Origin of the sequence: Crossiella cryophila (assembly GCF_014204915.1) — a bacterium.
Taxonomy (GTDB): domain Bacteria; phylum Actinomycetota; class Actinomycetes; order Mycobacteriales; family Pseudonocardiaceae; genus Crossiella; species Crossiella cryophila.
Genome location: NZ_JACHMH010000001.1, coordinates 2416053 through 2431000 on the forward strand (window position 1 = coordinate 2416053; position 14948 = coordinate 2431000).

Here is a 14948-nt window from a genome sequence, read left to right on the forward strand (position 1 = left end):
TCGCCAGCACCCTGAACCAGGATGCTGTGCGATTGGTGAGATATCGGCCGGGGAAGTTCTGTGGAATCGCGCGAAACCCGGTCCGTGCTCTGTTCCAGCTCTCCTGTCCTTATTTCTGAGGTGCGAAGATGAAGATTCTGGTCAACACCGGTCCCGCCCACCCGCTGTACTTCCCGGTCGTCGGACTGGCCTGGGCATTGCGCGCGGCCGGGCACGAGGTTCTGGTCGCGGCGCCGGAGAATTGGGACGCGGTGGTCCGTGGTTCCGGTCTGCCGATGGCCGCGGTGTCCGGTTCGATCGAGATGCGCGATGTGATGGGCAAGGATCGCGCGGGCAATCCGCTCAAATTCCCTGAATCGCACGACCAGATGGGTGGGATGACCGGGGCCGGATTCGCCCGGCTCGCCGAGAAGACCCTCGATGGCACCGTGGATCTGGTGGCCAGCTGGAAACCGGATCTGGTTGTCGCCGAATCCTATTCCTTCGCCACCGCCGCGATCGCGGCCAAGGTGAACGGGGTGCCGTGGGTCAAGCACACCGTCGGTCCCGGCGATCTGCCGATCGTGTCCGCGCTGAATGCGGAGCTGGCCCCGGAACTGGCCCGCTTCGGCCTGGACCGGCTGCCCGAGGCCGATCTGGTCATCGACAACACCCCGCCGCTGCTGGGCGACTCCATCGCCGGCGCGCAGCCCATGCGGTACGTGCCCTACGGCGAGCCAGGGCTGCTGCCCGAGTGGGTGCTGCGGCCGCGGACCAAGCCCCGGCTGCTGGTCACCCTCGGCTCGGTGCAGCCGCAGGCCGGTGGGCTGCCGGTGCTGGTGCAGCTGCTCAAGGCGCTGGGCACGCTGGAGGCCGAACTGGTGGTCGCGGTGGCCGATTTCCTGGTGCCGCAGATGGGTCAGCTGCCCGACTCGGTGGTCGCGGCGGGCTGGCAGTCGCTGACCTCGGTGCTCTCCGGCTGCGACGCGGTGGTGCACCACGGTGGGCCGGGCACCATGATGACCTGCCTGACGCACGGGCTGCCGCAGGTGGTCATCCCCGGCATGGGCAAGCCGCTCTCCGCGATCGGCAGGCTGGCCGAGTTCGGCGCCATCCGCCGGATCGAGCCGAGGGACCTGACCCCGGAACTGCTGCTGGAGTCCACCGGGGCGCTGCTCGCGGACGAGAGCTACGGCGAGCGGGCCAGGGAGGTGCGGGACCAGATCGCCCAGCTGCCCTCGCCTGCCGATCTGGTGCCCGTGCTCGAGAAGCTCGTCGCGAAGTAGCCGCGGCCGTGACCCGGGTGGCGGTGCTCGGCGGCACCGGATGGCTCGGCAGGCAGGTGTGCGCGAGTTTCGCCCGGCACGGTGACGAGGTCATCGTGGTGGCGCGCAACCCGGCGCCCTACCTGGCCGAGCACCGGTTCGCCCGGCTGGACCTGGCGCTGGCCGCGCCGGAGACGATCGCGGACCTGCTGCGTGCCGAGCGGGTGGACGTGGTGGTCAACGCGACCGACGCGGCGAACGCCACCGACGGCTGGGCCAACACCGAGGAACAGCTGGCCCGCGGCAACGTCGGCCTGACCCGCGCGGTGCTCGGCGCGGTCGGCGCGCTGCCCTGGCGGCCGCGGCTGGTGCACATGGGCACCATCCTGGAATACGGCGAGGTGCCCGCCGGCACGTTGATCGACGAGAACCTGGTGCCGGACCCGCGCACCCCGTACACCCGGACCAAGCTGGACGGCTCGGTCGCGGTGCTGGACGCGGCCGCCGCCGGGACGGTGGACGGGGTGGTGCTGCGGCTGTCCAACATCTCCGGGCCGCACCCCTCCCCGGCCAGCTTCGTCGGGAAACTGGTCGCGATGCTGTGCACCGCACTGGACTCCGGCGTGCCGATGGCGGTGACCGTGACCGAGGCGACCAGGGACTACCTGGACGTGCGCGATGCCGCCGAGGCGGTCCGGCTGGCCGCCGGGGCGCCGGTGACCGGCCGGATGATCAACCTCGGCAGCGGCCGCGCGGTGAGCATCCGCGAACTGGTGCGCACCTTCGTGGCCGCGGCCGGGCTGCCGCCGGAGATGCTGCACGAGCGCAACCGGCGGGTGGCCAGCCTCGGCGGGGACTGGACCCAGGTCGACATCGGACTGGCCAGGGACCTGCTCGGCTGGTCGCCGCGGATCCCGCTGGCGGACTCGCTGCGCGACATGTGGCGCACCGCGGTGGCCGAACAGGTCGTCGCCGGAAGCTGAAAACCCTTTAGTACCAACGAAAACGCCACTGGGCCGGTCCCGATTCCGGGGACCGGCCCAGTGGCGTGCGGTGCTCAGCGCAGTGGCTGATCGGTGCGGGTGCCGACGAACAGGCCGCAGTTGAACCGGCCGCCGGGCAGGTACTCCACCCGGCAGCCGGCCTGCTCGAAGGCCGCCTCGTACTGCTCGCGCTCGAACAGGGTCATCCAGTGCACATCGGTGTAGTGCTTGATGCCCGCGTCCCGCTGCGCGTCGATGTAGTGCACGGTCATCGGCACCTGGTCGCCCTCCCTGGTGGAGTGCGAGACCCGCACCGTGACCCGGTCCGGCGTGCGCACCAGGTCGTTGGCGATGTAGCCGGGCAGGAAACCGTCCGGGAAGTACCAGGGCTCGATGATGATGACCCCGCCCGGGTTGAGGTGGTGCGCGAAGCTCTTCAGCGTGCTGTCCAGCGCGGCGGTGCTGCCGACGTAGCCGATCGAGCTGAACATGCAGACCACCGCGTCGAAGGTGCGCTCGACGTGGAAATCGCGCATATCTCCTTGGTACACCGGGATATCCGGCATCGCCCGGTTCGCCCTGGCGATCATGTGCTCGGACTGCTCCAGCCCGGCCACGGTGCCGAACTCCTGCTTGAGGTGGGCCAGGTGCCCGCCGGTGCCGCAGGCCACGTCCAGCAGCGAGGCGGCATCGGGTTTGCGCGCGCGCACCAGCGCGGCCAACTCGGCCGACTCGCCCGCGTAGTCCTTGTCACGACTGGCGTAGATCAGGTCGTAGATCTCGGCGTAGGCCGCGCCGTACATGTCATCACCAACCTCGGTGTGGGATGGGGGATCCAGGGGTCAGGCGGGCAGGCTCGGTCGCGGCACGGTGCTCGCGCACACGGTGTCCGCGGCGGGCAGCTCGCCGTCCAGCAGGTACCGCTCGACCAGTTCGTCCACTGCCGCGTTGCCGCGGAAGGCGTAGATCTCGTGCTGGCCGGAGTCCTCGACGGTGATCAGCCGGTGGCCCAGGCGTTCGGCCATGGCCGCGCCGCCCGGGTAGTAGTCGATCGGGTCGCCGTCGGCGTGCACGATCAGCCCGGCCGGGTAGCCCGCGCGGCGCAGCGTGGCGGGTCGCTCCGGCGGGGTGAAGGTGCGGAAGGCGCCGCTGAAGGGCTGGGCGCGCATCACGCCGTAGCCGTAGGGGAACTTCTCCCGGAACTCGCGCATGTCCGCGAAGTAGGTCTCCAGGTCGGTGGGCCAGTCCTTCTCCGCGATCACCGCGTCCAGCACGCCGCAGCGGGTCTCGCCCTCGGTCTCCGCCGGCGGCCAGATCCGCTCGTCGGCCAGCCACTTCTCGGCCAGTCCCTTGTCGCCGGTGCGCAGGTCGGCGACCAGCCTGCCCAGCTCCTCCCAGCGGGCCCGGTCCGCCGAGCGGGAACCCAGCGCGCAGTCCAGCAGGGTGCGCAACGCGGTGCTCTCCGGCTGGGCGCCGAGCGCGGCCACCGCCTCCTCCACGGTGGCCAGCACGGCCGCCGCGGAATCGCCGAGTGAGAAATGTCCGGATCGTCCCGCGACCCATTCCGCCCATTTATCGAGATTTGCCCGATTTGCCGTGCCCTGCGCCATGAGCTGTTCCCGCCAGGACCAGTCCGGGTGCACGCAGGAATCGAGCACGTTGCGGTCCAGCCGGTCCGGGAACAGCACGCCGTAGACCGCGCCTGCGTAAGTGCCGTAGGTGTAACCGAGGTAATTGATCTTGTCTTCGCCCAGCGCGGCCCGGATCACGTCCATGTCCCTGACCACGTTCGGGGTGTTGAAGTGCGGGCGCTGCGGACCACCGGCCCGCTGGGCGCCTTCCTCACGCGCCCGAGCGTCCTCGGCGATGGTGGCGAACAGGGCATCCGGCGGCCTGGAGTCGGGTTTCGCCTGGACAGCGGTGATCTCGGCGAGCAGCGGGGTGGAGCCGCCGGTGCCACGCGGGTCGAACCCGATCACGTCGTAGCGCTCGGTCAGCCGGGTGTGCGCCAGCACGGCCGGGAAACGGGTGCCGAGGCCGAAATAACCGCCGGGGCCGCCATTGAGGGTGAGCAGGATGCCGCGTCGAGTGGCCGGGTCCGTCGCCTTTTTCCGGCTAATGGCAATGGACAGCTTTTCGCCGCCGGGGTCGGCGTAATTCAGCGGGACCGCGATGGTCGCGTATTCGAGTCCATCGTCCTCGGTCGAGCCGGACCACACCGGTTCCTGGCGATAGAACTCGGACAGGCCGGGCGGTGGCGTTTCAGTGGTCATGGCGCTCAGCTCGACCTCCATAAATAGGAAATTCCCGAGGCTCAGGGTCGCCAGGCCACCTTGAATGCCCGTGGAAGCGGGCTTGACCTGCCGGTGGTTCCCGGCCTCGATCCGGCCAGGCTCAGGCGAGCCTCGACAGGCCGCCCGCACCCTCGGCCCAACCGAGGAAAGGGATCGGAGATGTCACCAGTGACAGCGCGGTCCGAGCCGCCGGTCGTGCTGCTGTTCCCTGGCCAGGGCGCCCAGCACCCGCGGATGGCGGCCGGCCTCTACCAGCACGAGCAGACCTTCACCGCCTGGATGGACCGGGCCTTCGAGCTGTTCGGCGCGGACGGTCCCCGGCTGCGCGCGGCCTGGCTGGCCGCGGAACCGGGGCCGGACTACGACGACGTGTCGGTGGCCCAGCCGCTGCTCTACGCGGTCAACCACGCGATGGGCCGGATGGTGCTGGACTGGGGCGTGCGCCCGGTGGCGCTGCTCGGGCACAGCGTGGGCGAGATGGCCGCGGCCACCCTGGCCGGGGTGCTCGAGTTCGCCGACGGCATCCGGCTGATGGACGAGCGGATCACCGAGTTCACCAACACCCCGCCGGGCGGGATGCTCGCGGTGTCGGCCTCGGTGGCCGAGGTCGCGGACCTGCTGGGCGAGCGGGTGCACCTGGCCGCGGTGAACGCGCCCCGTCAGCTGCTGCTGGCCGGAGAGGCCGAGCCGCTGGCCGAGGCGGCCCGGACGCTGACCGAGCGGCACGTGGTCTGCCGGGATGTGCTTGCCCGGCAGGCATTCCACAGCCCGGTGGTGGCGCGGGCGGTGACCGCCTCCCTGCCCGGCTGGCGCTCGGTGCCGCTCGCCCCGCCGCGGCTGCGGCTCTACTCCGCCTACACCCAGGGCGTGCTCACCGACGAGACCGCGCGGGATCCGGTGTTCTGGGCCAACCAGGCCGCCGACACCGTGTATTTCGCGCCCACGCTGACCAGGTTGCTGGCCGAGCACGGCGACTGCGTGCTGGTGGAGGCCGGGCCGGGCACCAGCCTGAGCGTGCTGGGCCGCCGCCAGCCCTCGGTGGTCAAGGGCGGCGGCCGGGTGCTGCCGCTGCTGCCCGACCGGCACCGGGGCGACCAGCTCGACCAGGACACCACCACCGCGGCGCGGCTCGCCCTGTCCGCGCCCGTTCCCACTGCGTGATCACGGAAAGCAGAGAGGCGCCTGATGACCAGCACCGAATCGACCCGCACCGAGGTCACCCACCGGATCGCGGTGGCCGCACCGGCGGAGGCGGTCTACCGGATCGTCGCCGACGTGTCCCGGTGGCCGCTGTACTTCCCGCCCACGGTGCGGGCCGAGCGGATCGCGGGTGACGACACCGAGGAACGCATCCGGATCTGCGCGCTGGCCAACGGCGACCTGCGCAGCTGGGAGTCCCGCCGCAGGCTGTTCCCTGACCGGTTCCGGGTGGAGTTCGAGCAGGTCGTGACCGCGGACCCGGTGGCGGCGATGGGTGGGACCTGGACGGTGCTGCCCACCGACGGCGGCTGCGAGATCGCGCTGGACCACCACTACCGGGCCGTCGGCGACGATCCGGCGAAGCTGGCCCGGATCGCCAGCGCGGTGGAGACCAACAGCGTGGCCGAGCTGGCCAACCTCAAGCGGGTGGCCGAGCGCGCGGCCGAGGAGGCCGAGCTGCTCTTCGAGTTCGCCGACACCGAGACCTTCGCCGCGCCGATCGAACAGGTCTACGACTTCCTCTACGACGCGGCCAAGTGGCCCGAGCGGCTGCCGCACGTGGTGCGGCTGGACCTGCGCGAGGACACCACCGGGTTGCAGCACATGGAGATGGACACCCGCTCGCCGGACGGCTCGGTGCACACCACGATCTCCGGCCGGGTCTGCGAGCCGAACCGGCTCATCTCCTACAAGCAGGTCAAGTTGCCGGCCGCGCTGCGCGCGCACAACGGCGAGTGGCGCTTCGAGCCGACCGCCGACGGCCGGGTCCTGGTGACCGCCCGGCACCAGGTGTACCTGGACCCCGAGGGCATCGCCGCCCTGCCCACCCCGCCGGAGTCGCTGGCGGCGGCCAGGACCGCGGTGCGCAACGCGCTCGGCGCGAACAGCCGGGCGACCTTGGCCAAGGCGCGCGAGCACGTCGAAGCGCGCTGACCCCCGACCGAACCACAGAATGAAGGTGATCTCCGCATGAGTACCCAGCTGACCCTGGACGAGCTGAAGGAGTTCCTGGCCCGCGCGGTGGGCGAGGACGAGTCCGTCGACCTGGACGGCGACGTCCTGGACACTAACCTGATGGACCTGGGCTTCGACTCGCTCGCGATCATCGACACCACGAGCAGGCTGGAACGGCACTTCAAGATCAAGATCCCGGAGTCGGCGGCCGCGGACATCGAGACCCCTCGGCACCTGCTCGACCTGGTCAACCAGCAGGTCGCGCTGGCCGGGTCCACGGTCTGAGGCTGGGCTGCCACCTTCCTGGGCTGGTCAGGGGCGCCACGCTCGCGCTGGGCGTGGCGCCCCTGGTCTGGTATTGCCAGTGAGTAACTCATGGACTATTGGTGTGACTATTCAGTGTTGTCTCCCTGCTCCTTGTCCTAGGGTCATCTTTACCCGCCGGGTGAGTAGGAGATCATAAGTTGAAGTCATCTGCTCTCCGGTCACTCCCTGTCGGCGCTCCTGGCGAAGTGAGAGCGACCTTCGAAAAGCTGGAGAACGCCTCGCCGGCCCGCAGGGAGAAATTTGACACGGCATTGGCCGTTGCCTGCGCCCCCAGGGGGTTACGTTCGACCCCAGGGTCGAGTCGGTGGCCTTTACGGCTGAGATGCTCATCTCCGTTCGGGAGAATAATTCAGCGCAGGTGAGTGTCCGGAATGACGGCAAGCTGTCACTTGGCAAGATCGTGTCTGCTGAAGGGCAGTTCAAGGCCACTGGTGCTGTTCCCGCGGGCGTCACGAGCGCCAACATCGCCGGCTGCATCGCAGAAGCAAGCCAGGACTAGTTCCGGGGAGGCGGCACCTTGAACTTTCGTCAGAAATCGGTCTTCCTGGTCTGCATGGCGATATTCGGACTCGGGATTATGTCGCCGACAATCAAAGGCTCGCCGGTGCCGGCTCTTGTGGGCGTGCCGATCGCGGTCGTGGCACTTGGCGTGTTCATCGCCACGGTTGCGTCCGCGCGTTCCGGGAAGAACCGCGAGAGGTCCAAGTAGGATCCGCTCCAGGAAATGGGTGGCATTCCCGTTCGCCGCCAGCCTGGTGGATCGCAGATCTGATGCCAAATGCGGGAACGGGGCGGGCGCACGGCTTGCGCACCCGCCCCGCCTTTTGCGTTCACGGCCTGGTCAGCACCATGGCCGAGGCGAACCCGCCGTGACCGCGGGAGAGCACCAGCGCGGTGCCGATCTCCTGCGCCCTCGGCGAGCCCACCACCAGGTCCAGTGCCGGGTCGGCCTGCTCCGGCTCGATGCCCGGCACCGCCGGGATCATGCCGTCGCGCAGGCTGAGCAGCGCGGTGGCCGCGTCCAGCGCGGAGCCGCCGGAGAGCAGCCTGCCCACCAGCACCTTGGGTGCGCTGACCGGGACCCGGCGGTCGCCGAAGATCGTGCGCAACGCGGTGGCCTCCGCGGTGTCCAGGGCGGGCACCCCGGCCGCGTCGGCGAAGACCACGTCGACGTCCGCGGCGGTGATCCCGGCCTCGGTCAGCGCGGCCCGCGCCGCCCGGACCAGGGCGCCGCCGCCGGCGGGCTCCGGGTCGAAGGCCGCGCCGTGGCCGGCCAGCACCCCGTACACCGAGGGCGCGCCGCGCTCGGCCGCGCCCGCCCGGGTCTCCATGATCAGCACCGCGCCGCCCTCGCCCGGCACGAAACCGCCGCTGTCCGGGTGGAAGGGCAGGTAGGCCCGGTCCGGGTCATCGCCCCGGCAGACCCCGGCGGCCACCGACAGGGTGGACAGGCCGTAGGGGCACAACATGCTGTCGAAGCCGCCAGCGGTCATCACCGCGGTGCCCTTGCGCACCCGCCTGCGGGCGAAGGCCAGCGAGTCCAGCCCGCCCGCCTGTTCGGAGATCACCACCCCGCTCGGGCCGCGCATGCCGTTGCGGATGGAGATCTGGCCCGAGTTCACCGCGTAGTACCAGGCGAAGGACATGTACGGGCTGACCTCCTCCCAGCCCTGACCCCACAGCTTCTGCAACTGCTGCTGACCGAACTCCAGCCCGCCGGTGGCGCCGGAGACGGCCACGCCCATCGAGTACTCGCCCAGCGCGGCCGGATCCACCGCCGCGTCGGCCAGTGCCGCGTCCGCGCACACCATGGCCAGCCGGGTGAGCCGGTCGGTCTGCGGCAGCAGCTTGCGCGGGAAGGCCAGTTCGGCCTCGGACTCGGGCACCTCGGCGGCCAGCCGGACCGGGTAGCCGGTGGTGTCGAAGCGGGTGAAGGGCCGGATCGCGGACTCACCCTTGAGCGTTGCCGCCCAATAGCTCTCGGTGTCGGTGCCGTTCGGCGCGAGCACGCCGATGCCGGTGACCACCACGTCCTGATCGCTCATGCCGCCCGCCCCCCTGAGGTGAGCGCCAGCGCGCTCTGGAAGCCGCCGAAGCCACTGCCCACGGTGAGCACCGCGTCCAGCCGCCGCTCCCGCGCGGTGTTGGGCACGTAGTCCAGGTCGCACTCGGGATCGGCCTCGGTCAGGTTCGCCGTCGGCACCACCACCCCGTGCTTGATGGACAGTGCGCAGGCGGCGATCTCGATCGAGCCGATGGCGCCGAGGGAGTGCCCGACGATGGCCTTGATGCCGCTCATCGGCGTCCGGTAGGCGTGCTCGCCGAGGCTGCGCTTGACCGCCGCGGTCTCGTGCCGGTCGTTCTGCTTGGTGCCGGAGCCGTGCGCGTTGACGTAGTCGATGTCCTCGGCGTTGAGCCCGGCCTCGGCCATCGCCAGGTTGATCGCCTCGGCCATCTCCCTGCCGTCGGCCTTGAGCCCGGTCATGTGGAAGGCGTTGCAGCGGGCGGCGTACCCGGCCACCTCCGCGTAGATGGTGGCGCCGCGCCGCCGGGCGTGCTCGTACTCCTCCAGCACCAGCACGGCCGAACCCTCGCCAAGGATCAGCCCGGTGCGGTTGCGGTCGAAGGGCCTGCAGGCCGTGGCCGGATCGTCGTTGCGGGCCGAGGTGGCCTTGATCGAGTCGAAGCAGGTGAGGGTGATCGGCGAGATCGGCGCGTCGGTGGCGCCGGTGATCATGACGTCCGCCGCTCCGTCGCGGACCAGTTCGGCGGCGTAGCCGACCGAGTCGATGCCGGAGGTGCAGCCGGTGGAGATCACCGAGGCCGGGCCGAGCGCGCCGGTGCGGATGGCCACCTCGGCCGCGATCGAGCTGGGCAGGAAGCCCTCGTAGAGGTGCGGCACGGCGTAGGCGGGATCCAGCACCCAGTCCTTGCCGCCGTTGGACAACACGGCGTACTCCCGCTCCAGCGTGGTGGTGCCGCCGACCGCGCTGCCCAGCGCCACCCCGGTGCGCTCGGCCAGCTCACCGTCGATGACCAGGCCGCTGTCCAGCACCGCCTCCGTGGCCGAGACCAGCGCGAGCTGGGTGGCCCGGTCGGTCCGTCTGACCTCCTGCCGGGTCAGGCCGTGTAACAGCGGGTCGAAGTCGATTTCGGCGGCGACCTGGCAGCGGTGCGCGGCCGGGTCGAACGCGGTGATCCTGCGGGTCGCGGTCCTGCCGCTGACCAGCAGGTCCCAGAACGGCTGCGTCCCGATCCCTCCCGGCGCGGTCACGCCGATTCCAGTAATGACTGCCCGTCGGGCCATGGGGCCTCCTTGAGATGCCGTCAGGGCGCAGCGTGCGGGCGGTCTCTCGACTCACGGTCCAGGCCCGTTCAAAAGGAGATCGAGCCGCCCCGGCGAGCCTGGCCCGGCCAGTACCGAGCAACTCGTGGTCGGAGGACCCATGCCTCAACGCGTCATCCCGGACGTGCGCAAGTCAGTCGTGGTGCGGGCCAGCCCGCTGCAGTGCTTCGAGGCGTTCACCCAGCGGCCAGCCGACTGGTGGCCGCCCTCACACGTGCTGCTGCGCACGCCGCGGATCGGCCTGGCCATCGAACCGGGCGTCGGCGGCCGGTACTACGAGTGGGACGCCGAGGGCAACGAGATCGCCTGGGGCGTGGTGCTGGAGTGGAACCCGCCGCACGGGCTGCGGATGACCTGGCGGGTGGACGGCCGCTGGCAGTCCATCCCGGACGACGAGCGGGCCAGCGAGATCGAGGTGAGCTTCACCCCGGCCGGCCCCGGTCAGACCAGGGTGGAGCTGGCGCACGTGCGGCTGGACAAGCACGGCCCGGACGCCGAGCGGATCTTCCAGGCGCTGGACGGCCCCAGCCCCGGCGAGACCCTGCAGCGCTTCGCCGAGGTGGTCTGATGTCGGCCGAACCGACGCTGCGGGAGATCGCCGAGGGCGTGCACGCCTACGAGCAGCTGCCCGGTGGCTGGTGTCTCAACAACGCCGGGCTGATCACCTCCAGGGGTCACGCGGTGCTCATCGACACCGCGGCCACCCAGGCCAGGGCCCGGCGGCTGCGCGCGCAGACCGAGCTGGTCGTGCCGGGCGGGCCGGACCTGCTGGTGAACACGCACTTCCACGGCGACCACGTCTTCGGCAACACCGAGTTCACCCCGAAGGCCACGGTGATCGCGCACGAGCAGACCCGCGCGGACAGCGCCGAGGCCGGGCTGGCGCTGTGCGGGCTGTGGCCGGGGGTGGAGTGGGGCGAGCTGGAGCTGACCCTGCCCGATGTGACCTTCACCGACCGGCTGCGGCTGCACGTGGGCGAGCTGACCGTGGAGCTGGAGATGGTCGGCCCGGCGCACACCGCCGGCGACGTGATCGCCTGGGTGCCGCAGCGGCGGGTGCTCTTCACCGGCGACGTGGTGTGGTCGGGGGTGACCCCGTACGTGCTGATGGGCTCGATCGAGGGCTCGCTGCGCGCGCTGGAGCGGCTGCGCGCGCTGGACCCGGCGGTGGTCGTCTCCGGGCACGGCCCGGTGGCCGGACCCGAGGTGCTCGACGCCACCGAGGCGTACCTGCGCTGGGTGCGTGAGCTGGCCAAGGACGGGCTGCGCGCCGGCCAGTCCGCGCTGGAGGTGGCCAGGGCGGCCGATCTCGGTCCGTTCGCCGCGCTGGTCGACCCGGAACGCCTGGTCGGCAACCTGCACCGCGCCTACGCCGAGCTGGACGGCCTCGCGCCGGGCGCCCGGCTGGACGTGGGCGCCTCGTTCCGCGAGATGGCCGAGTTCCACGGCGGCCTGCCGCACTGCGCGGCCTGAACCCCTTGGAGGAGAACAGCATGAGCAACCAGAAGATCGCCTTCGTGACCGGTGTCAGCAGCGGGATCGGCCTGGCCGTGGCGAAGAACCTCATCGCCCAGGGCATCGCCGTCTTCGGCTGCGCGCGGGACGCCGAGCGGGTGGCCACCGTGATGAAGGAGCTGCGGGACCAGGGCGCGACCGCGGAAGGCACCTCCTGCGATGTCACCTCGCCCGAGGACATCCAGGCCGCGGTGGCCGCCGCGGTGGCCCGGTTCGGCCGGATCGACATCCTGGTCAACAACGCCGGCCGCGGTGGCGGCGGCGAGATCGCCACCATGGACGAGGCGATCTGGCACGACGTCTTCAACACAAATGTGAACAGTGTGTTTCGGCTGACCCGGGAGGTGCTCAACGCGGGTGGCATGGCGAAGTCCGGCTGGGGCCGGATCGTCAACATCGCCTCCACCGCGGGTAAGCAGGGCGTGATGCTGGCCGCGCCCTACACCGCCTCCAAGCACGCGGTCATCGGGTTCACCAAGTCGGTCGGCTTCGAGCTGGCCAAGTCCGGGATCACGGTCAACGCGGTGTGCCCCGGCTATGTGGAGACCCCGATGGCGGTCCGGGTCCGGCAGGGCTTCGCCCAGTACTGGGGCACCACCGAGGAGGAGGTGCTGGAGAAGTTCAACGCCAAGATCCCGCTCGGCCGCTACTCCACTCCGGAGGAGGTCGCGGGCCTGGTCGGCTACCTGACCACGGACGCCGCGGCCGCCATCACCGCCCAGGCGCTCAACGTCTGCGGCGGATTGGGCAACTACTAACACCCGAAATTCCCTATTGACGGTTGCCTGCTTTACCACCTGCGTTATAAAAACGAGATAGTGTACTTAGGGCGGCTATCAGAAAATCGATCACCTTGTCAAGACATCTTTGTACGGAAAACTCCGCGCCCGGGGATTTGAGTCAGGTTCGAGTGGGCTGCTCGACCATCTCGCGATCACCCCCTAGGCTGATCAGCAGGCCGAGTACTGGGCGGTCTGGGGGCAAGGCATGGTTTACTGGTCGCTGAATGCAGCGGCAGATCCCGCCTACAACGACGTAGCATCGTGGATTCCTGGGGTAAGCAACCTCATCAGCTGAATCCGTATCTCTGGGGGCTTTTGTAATGCAGGTACGTCTTCTAGGAGAGTTAGAGGCAACATTGAATGGGCGGTCGGTGGCACCCACCGCCGCCAAGCCACGACAGGTCCTGGTGCTGCTCGCGCTGCACGCGGGAAAGATCGTTTCGGTCCCGACGCTGATCGAGGAGCTCTGGGGTGATCGCCCCCCGCTCAGCGTCCGGACCACACTGCAGACCTACATCCTGCAGCTGCGCAGGCTGATCGAGTCGGCCATGCCGCCGGAGGCCAGTGGCACCGCCAAGGACGTGCTGCTCACCCGCTTCGACGGCTACGTGCTCGACATCGACCCGGACAACGTCGATGTCCGCGCGTACGAGTCCCTCATCCAGGTGGGCAACCGGGCGGTGGAGGAACGGGACTTCGAGGCGGCGTCCCGTTTCCTGGGCATGGCACTGGCCAAGTGGCACGGGCAGGCCCTGGTCGACGTCCGGATCGGGATGCCGCTGAGCATCGAGGTGGCCCGGCTGGAGGAGAGCAGGCTCAACGCGCTGGAGGCGCGGATCGGGGCGGACATCGGACTCGGCAGGCACCAGGCGGTGCTCAGCGAGCTGACTGTGCTGACCGCCCGGCATCCCATGCACGAGAACCTCTGCGCGCACTACATGGTCTCGCTGTACCGGTCGGGGCGGCAGTGGCAGGCCCTGCAGGCGTTCAAGACCCTGCGCAACACGCTGAACAAGGAGCTGGGGGTCGAGCCCTCGGTGCGGCTGCGCAACCTCCAGCAGGCCGTGCTGCGCTCCGAGCTGGATCTCGAACTGCCCGAGCCGGTCGGCGCGGCCCGCCGGGTCGGCCTCGGCTGACCGCCGGGGTCGAGTTGACCACCAAAGCGTTGACCGAGAAGGGAAAGGACGGGGTATGGCGGAGGTAGACGCCGAGCGCTACGTCGAGGTGCTGAGGTTCTACGCCCGGCAGATGGCCCTGCTGGACCGGCTGGACCTGGACGGCTACCTGGGCACCTTCACCGAGGACGGGGTCACCCACCACGTCCATCACGGCAAGAAGCTCGAGGGCAGGGCGGCGATGCGGGCCTTCGCCGAGGCGGCGCTGCCGCGGTACCGGGAGAACGTGCCCCGGCACTGGAACGACCACTACGAGATCGAGCAGGACGCCGACGGCACTCTCACCGTCGGCTACTGCTCGCTGGTCACGTTGACGGACAAGGAGGGCAAGGTGCGCTTCGAGTCGACCTTCGCGGTCACCGACGAACTGGTCCGCGCGCAGGGGAAGTTGCTCGTGCGCTTACGGACCCTCGTGCGCGACCGGCCGGCCGCGGCCTGATCCCGGAACACGGCGTGTTGGCCGTTGTCGTACATGGTGTTGGCCGAACTGGTACGCCCGTTCGGCCAACACACCGTCCACAACGGCCAACACACCGTCCAGTTCGGCCAACACACCGTACGAGAACGGCCAACACGGTGGATTGCTCAGGATGGGCAGGGGGCTGGGAGCATCGACTGTCGCTTGAGGTGGGCGGAGATCGGGACGGTGTCCTGTTTGTTGCCCTGTGCGTCGTAGAAGGTCGCGCTGCCTTGGGAGACGAAGGTGGTCAGGCCTTGGTGGTGCGCGGCCATGGCGAAGGTCAGCGAGCCGGTGGTGGTCCCGCTGCTGTCGAAGAATCGTTCGATCCCGTTGAGGTCGAAGGAAGTCAGCCCGGTGAGCTGCCAGCGGCCCCTGCCCTCCACCCCGTCTTCCGGCTTGGTGAGGTAGCACAGCGTGCCGTTGAGGTGGAAGGAGAGTTTGGCATCGACCTGCATCGACGGAAAGGTGATCTTGCCGGTCCACACTCCGATCGGCGGTCCGATCACGCCCGGCGCCGAGCCGGGCGGATTGCCCTCGGCTGCGGCGGAAACCGTTGCGGGGACCAGCATTGCGGCGGCGACCGCCACCGCGGTGGCGATCGTGCGCGGCGTCCTTCTCATCGTCGGTCATCCATTTCCGGCCCTGGGCGGGCCTGTTCGGCAGGGCAG

Annotated in this window: 16 protein-coding genes; 11 read left to right on the forward strand and 5 right to left on the reverse strand. The window is 69.9% G+C overall.

Annotation, left to right across the window (positions count from 1 at the left end; all coding sequences use genetic code 11):
* Positions 1-128 precede the first annotated feature (128 nt).
* Positions 129-1265, forward strand: a complete 1137-nt coding sequence (locus HNR67_RS11255) for a nucleotide disphospho-sugar-binding domain-containing protein (protein ID WP_185001983.1) — start codon at positions 129-131, stop codon at positions 1263-1265.
* Between the two features lie 8 nt (positions 1266-1273).
* Complete coding sequence (locus HNR67_RS11260; RefSeq protein WP_185001984.1) at positions 1274-2227, forward strand: NAD-dependent epimerase/dehydratase family protein; 954 nt, start codon at positions 1274-1276, stop codon at positions 2225-2227.
* 74 nt (positions 2228-2301) lie between these two features.
* On the opposite strand, the gene HNR67_RS11265 is transcribed toward HNR67_RS11260, so the two are convergent.
* Together HNR67_RS11265 and HNR67_RS11270 are read right to left on the reverse strand one after the other, a co-directional pair.
* Entirely contained in the window at positions 2302-3030 is a 729-nt protein-coding gene (locus HNR67_RS11265) for a class I SAM-dependent DNA methyltransferase (RefSeq protein WP_185001985.1), read from the reverse strand.
* Between the two features lie 39 nt (positions 3031-3069).
* Positions 3070-4500, reverse strand: a complete 1431-nt coding sequence (locus HNR67_RS11270) for an alpha/beta fold hydrolase (protein WP_185001986.1) — start codon at positions 4498-4500, stop codon at positions 3070-3072.
* Positions 4501-4680: 180 nt separating this feature from the next.
* On the opposite strand from HNR67_RS11270, the gene HNR67_RS11275 reads away from it, so the two are divergent.
* From HNR67_RS11275 to HNR67_RS11290, 4 genes are all read left to right on the forward strand, one after another.
* Positions 4681-5682 (forward strand): acyltransferase domain-containing protein, encoded by a 1002-nt coding sequence (locus HNR67_RS11275; protein ID WP_185001987.1) that lies wholly within the window; start codon positions 4681-4683, stop codon positions 5680-5682.
* Between the two features lie 24 nt (positions 5683-5706).
* Positions 5707-6654 (forward strand): aromatase/cyclase, encoded by a 948-nt coding sequence (locus HNR67_RS11280; protein ID WP_185001988.1) that lies wholly within the window; start codon positions 5707-5709, stop codon positions 6652-6654.
* Between the two features lie 36 nt (positions 6655-6690).
* The gene (locus HNR67_RS11285) at positions 6691-6960 is read left to right on the forward strand and encodes an acyl carrier protein (protein ID WP_185001989.1); all 270 of its coding nucleotides are present in this window, start codon (positions 6691-6693) and stop codon (positions 6958-6960) included.
* A gap of 346 nt (positions 6961-7306) precedes the next feature.
* Positions 7307-7501 (forward strand): hypothetical protein, encoded by a 195-nt coding sequence (locus HNR67_RS11290; protein WP_185001990.1) that lies wholly within the window; start codon positions 7307-7309, stop codon positions 7499-7501.
* A gap of 331 nt (positions 7502-7832) precedes the next feature.
* Here HNR67_RS11290 and HNR67_RS11300 read toward each other — a convergent pair whose 3' ends face one another.
* Both HNR67_RS11300 and HNR67_RS11305 read right to left on the reverse strand, forming a co-directional pair.
* Positions 7833-9047 (reverse strand): beta-ketoacyl synthase N-terminal-like domain-containing protein, encoded by a 1215-nt coding sequence (locus HNR67_RS11300; protein ID WP_185001992.1) that lies wholly within the window; start codon positions 9045-9047, stop codon positions 7833-7835.
* Positions 9044-10309, reverse strand: a complete 1266-nt coding sequence (locus HNR67_RS11305; RefSeq protein WP_185001993.1) for a beta-ketoacyl-[acyl-carrier-protein] synthase family protein — start codon at positions 10307-10309, stop codon at positions 9044-9046. Before HNR67_RS11305 ends, HNR67_RS11300 begins: the two co-directional genes overlap by 4 nt.
* A gap of 139 nt (positions 10310-10448) precedes the next feature.
* Between HNR67_RS11305 and HNR67_RS11310 the strand changes: the two genes are divergently transcribed.
* The 5 genes from HNR67_RS11310 (at position 10449) to HNR67_RS11330 (ending at position 14259) form a co-directional block, all read left to right on the forward strand.
* Entirely contained in the window at positions 10449-10916 is a 468-nt protein-coding gene (locus HNR67_RS11310) for an SRPBCC domain-containing protein (protein WP_185001994.1), read from the forward strand.
* Positions 10916-11821 (forward strand): MBL fold metallo-hydrolase, encoded by a 906-nt coding sequence (locus HNR67_RS11315; RefSeq protein ID WP_185001995.1) that lies wholly within the window; start codon positions 10916-10918, stop codon positions 11819-11821. The genes HNR67_RS11310 and HNR67_RS11315 overlap by 1 nt, the downstream gene beginning before the upstream one ends.
* 20 nt (positions 11822-11841) lie before the next feature.
* Positions 11842-12621, forward strand: a complete 780-nt coding sequence (locus tag HNR67_RS11320; RefSeq protein WP_185001996.1) for an SDR family NAD(P)-dependent oxidoreductase — start codon at positions 11842-11844, stop codon at positions 12619-12621.
* Positions 12622-13016: 395 nt separating this feature from the next.
* Positions 13017-13781 (forward strand): AfsR/SARP family transcriptional regulator, encoded by a 765-nt coding sequence (locus HNR67_RS11325; RefSeq protein WP_312987008.1) that lies wholly within the window; start codon positions 13017-13019, stop codon positions 13779-13781.
* 55 nt (positions 13782-13836) lie between these two features.
* Positions 13837-14259, forward strand: coding sequence for a nuclear transport factor 2 family protein (locus HNR67_RS11330; RefSeq protein ID WP_185001998.1), 423 nt, complete (start codon positions 13837-13839; stop codon positions 14257-14259).
* 146 nt (positions 14260-14405) lie between these two features.
* Here HNR67_RS11330 and HNR67_RS11335 read toward each other — a convergent pair whose 3' ends face one another.
* Positions 14406-14900: a hypothetical protein gene (locus HNR67_RS11335; RefSeq protein ID WP_185001999.1), complete on the reverse strand. Its 495-nt coding sequence runs from the start codon at positions 14898-14900 to the stop codon at positions 14406-14408.
* Positions 14901-14948 lie beyond the last annotated feature (48 nt).